This window comes from Agromyces humi, assembly GCF_009720255.1.
Classification (GTDB): domain Bacteria; phylum Actinomycetota; class Actinomycetes; order Actinomycetales; family Microbacteriaceae; genus Agromyces; species Agromyces humi.
In genome coordinates, this window is the sequence record NZ_WJSP02000409.1 from 1 (window position 1) to 3129 (window position 3129).

Annotated in this window: 4 protein-coding genes and 1 pseudogene; 2 read left to right on the forward strand and 3 right to left on the reverse strand. The window is 71.2% G+C overall.

The features are described 5' to 3' along the window. The 3 genes from GH736_RS19985 to moaA form a co-directional block, all read right to left on the reverse strand. The coding region (locus GH736_RS19985; protein ID WP_159606447.1) for a dihydrofolate reductase family protein at nucleotides 1-526 on the reverse strand (526 nt) is incomplete at its 3' end. 59 nt (nucleotides 527-585) lie between these two features. After that, nucleotides 586-837, reverse strand: coding sequence for a MoaD/ThiS family protein (locus GH736_RS19990; protein ID WP_159606449.1), 252 nt, complete (start codon nucleotides 835-837; stop codon nucleotides 586-588). Further along, entirely contained in the window at nucleotides 830-1897 is a 1068-nt protein-coding gene (gene moaA, locus GH736_RS19995) for a GTP 3',8-cyclase MoaA (protein WP_159606451.1), read from the reverse strand. Before moaA ends, GH736_RS19990 begins: the two co-directional genes overlap by 8 nt. 129 nt (nucleotides 1898-2026) lie before the next feature. On the opposite strand from moaA, the pseudogene GH736_RS25260 reads away from it, so the two are divergent. Then, nucleotides 2027-2527, forward strand: a pseudogene (locus tag GH736_RS25260) (molybdopterin-dependent oxidoreductase); the annotation flags it as partial. 168 nt (nucleotides 2528-2695) lie between these two features. Next, nucleotides 2696-3129: glycoside hydrolase family 3 protein (locus GH736_RS25265; protein ID WP_235934530.1), on the forward strand; the 434-nt coding region annotated here is incomplete at its 3' end.

Genomic DNA, 3129 nt, shown 5'->3' on the forward strand with positions numbered 1-3129 from the left:
CGAGCCGCGCCGGGCCCGCGTCGCCGAAGTACCGCTTGCCCGACCCCATCACGACCGGCACGAGGTCGATGGCCACCTCGTCGACGAGTCCGGCGTCGAGTGCCTGCCCGGCGATCGTGCCGGCCGCGAGGGCGACGTCGCGCTCACCGGCGATCTCCCTCGCGCGGTCGATCGCGGCGGCGATGCCCGCGGTGACGAAGTGGAAGTCCTCTGAGCCGGGGTACGACCAGTCGCGAGGCGGCTCGTGCGTGAGCACCACGATGGGCACCCCGATCGGATGCCTCCCGTGCCAGCCGTCGGTGACGTCGAACAACTCGCGGCCGACCAGGAGGGCGCCGATCGAGTCGACCCACGACCGCCAGTAGTCGGCGCTCGCCTGCGTGACGTGGAACGGCGGCAGCTCGCCCTCGTTCACGATCTCGACCTCGCCGTTCTCGTACCACTCGAACAGTTCGCCGATGCCGTTGTCGTCGAACGCGATGAACCCGTCGAGCGACATGGATGCGTTTGCGATGACCTTGCCCATGGCGGCACGGTAACCCCGTCGCGCGCCGGCCGGAAGGGGCTGCGCGGTGGGGTGGGCGATCAGCCGCCCGCGAACGGCGGCAGCACGTCGACGTTCGATCCGAGTGCGGCCGAACCGTCGCGTCGCACGACCCCGTCGACGAGGAACGACCCGTTCGCGACGACCCTGGCCATCGCCGAGCCGTAGCGCTGGACGAGGCGCTCGCGCAGCTCGCCGACCGTCGCTCCCGCCTCGGATGCCGCGAGGGTCTCCTGCTCGACGCCGGCCGCCTCGGCGGCAGCGGCGAAGTACCGCACGGTGACCTCAGCCACCGATGCCGCCCATCGACCGCACCGGGCGGTGGAAGTCGGCGGCGTCGATGCCGTGACCGGCCTGCTTGCCCCACATCGCCGCGCGCCACCGTTCGGCCAGCTCGGCGTCGGCAGCGCCCGCCCGCAGCATCCCGCGCAGGTCGGTCTCGTCGTCGCTGAACAGGCACGACCGAACAGAGCCCTCTGCCGTCAGCCGCGTGCGGTCGCAGGCGGCGCAGAACGAGCGCGTGACCGACGCGATGATGCCGACCGTGGCCGGACCGCCGTCGACCAGCCACTCCTCGGCCGGCGACGACGGGTCCTCGCGGGCGACGGCCTCGAGATCGAAGTGCTCGCCGAGCACCGCGAGCAGTTCGTCGGCATCGACCATGTTGTCGCGCTTCCACTGCTCGTCGGCGTCGAGCGGCATCTGCTCGATGAAGCGCAGCCGGCAGCCGTGCTCGACCGCCCACGCGAGCAGGGCGGGCGCGTCGTGCAGGGTCTCGCGCATCGCGACCGCGTTGACCTTGAGGGGGCCGAGACCGGCACGGTGCGCGGCGGCGATGCCGTCGAGCACGCGCGGCAGCCGGTCGCGGCGGGTGAGCCTCGTGAAGTGCTCGCGGTCCAGCGTGTCGAGCGACACGTTGACACGCGTGAGGCCGGCGTCCTTGAGTGCCTGCGCCTTCCGGTCGAGTCCGATGCCATTCGTGGTCAGCGCGAGCGGGATGCCCGGCGCTGCCGCGGAGCTCAGCGCGATGATCTCGACGAGGTCCGCCCGGGTCAGCGGCTCTCCGCCGGTGAAGCGCACCTCGCGCACGCCGAGGTCGTGCACGGCGATGCCGACGAGCCGTGCGATCTCGGACGCCGACAGCAGTTCGTCCTTGGGGATCACCGGCAGTCCCTCGGCGGGCATGCAGTACGTGCAGCGCAGCGAGCAGGCCGACGTGATCGACACCCGGAGGTCGTGGGCCACGCGCCCGAAGCGATCGACCAGCCCGGCCGCGTCGGGGCGCCCCTCGATCGACGGCGCGGCCGAAGGCGACCGGCGCACAGCCGGCATGCCGAGGGAGAGGGCGGCCATGCCATCCAGACTAGGCGCTCGTGCGTTTCGCGCCGATGTCGGTTTGCTGATCATGTCGCACCCGATCGCCTGAGAACGATGACAGCGGATGCCGTCGTCACTATCGTTGACGAGTCGGGAGGAGACGTCATGTCGTTCATCACTCGAGGGTTCAGCGGGCGAAGTCGCGATCGCGACGATCGCCTGCCACCCGGTCAGACCCTCGTCAGCGACTTCCCCGTGCTCTCCGCCGGGCCCACGCCCGAGGTCGAGACCGACGAGTGGGAGTTCACGATCCGCACCGAGTCGGCCGTGCACCGCTGGAACTGGGACGAGTTCATGGCGCTGAAGATCGACGACGTCGACACCGACATCCACTGCGTCACGCACTGGTCGAAGCTGGGCACCAGCTGGCGCGGCGTCTCGCTCGACACCCTCTTCGAGGATGTCGAGACCGAGCAGGAGTACGTCATGGCCCATAGCTATGGCGGCTACACGACGAACGTGCCGCTCGACGAGCTGCTCGACGGCAAGGCGTGGGTGGCGTTCGAGTTCGACGGGGAACCGCTCGACCCGGAGCACGGCGGCCCGGCCCGGCTGCTCGTGCCGCACCTCTACTTCTGGAAGAGCGCGAAGTGGGTGCGCGGGCTCACCCCCGGCGAGCTGCTGACGACCCCCGACGGCGGGCGCGGCATCCGCATCGAGCACCTCGACGCGAACGGCGCCGTCATCGGCGCCCAGCAGGTTCCGGATGCCGCGAGCCTCTGGTTCCCGATCGACGACGACGACGTGGCATCCGTGCGCCTCATCACCGACGTCATGCTCGACCGCGCCGGACGCCACGTGATCGAGCTGGCGCCCGTCGGCGCCCACCGCATCGTCGTCGACGGCACGCTTCGCGCCGAGTCCGACGTGCACGTCGGCGTCGAGGTCGTGCTGAACTCGAGCTACGCCAACCCGCAGACCGTCGAGACGGTGATCGAGACCGCCGCCCCGCGCACCGTGCGCATCGAGGCCGGCCTGCAGGTCATCGACGGCGAGTCCTACGGGCGGTTCGTGCGACTGCACTTCCGCTACCGCGCGCCGGGCCAGACGGCGGACGAGGAGCTCGACGAGGCCGTGGCGGCGGCCGTGGCATCCGACCTCGCCGTCGTCGTCGTGGGCACGAACCCCGAGACCGAGTCCGAGGGCTGGGATCGCCCGAACCTCGCGCTGCCCGCCCGGCAGAACGAGCTCGTGCGCCGCGTCGCCGC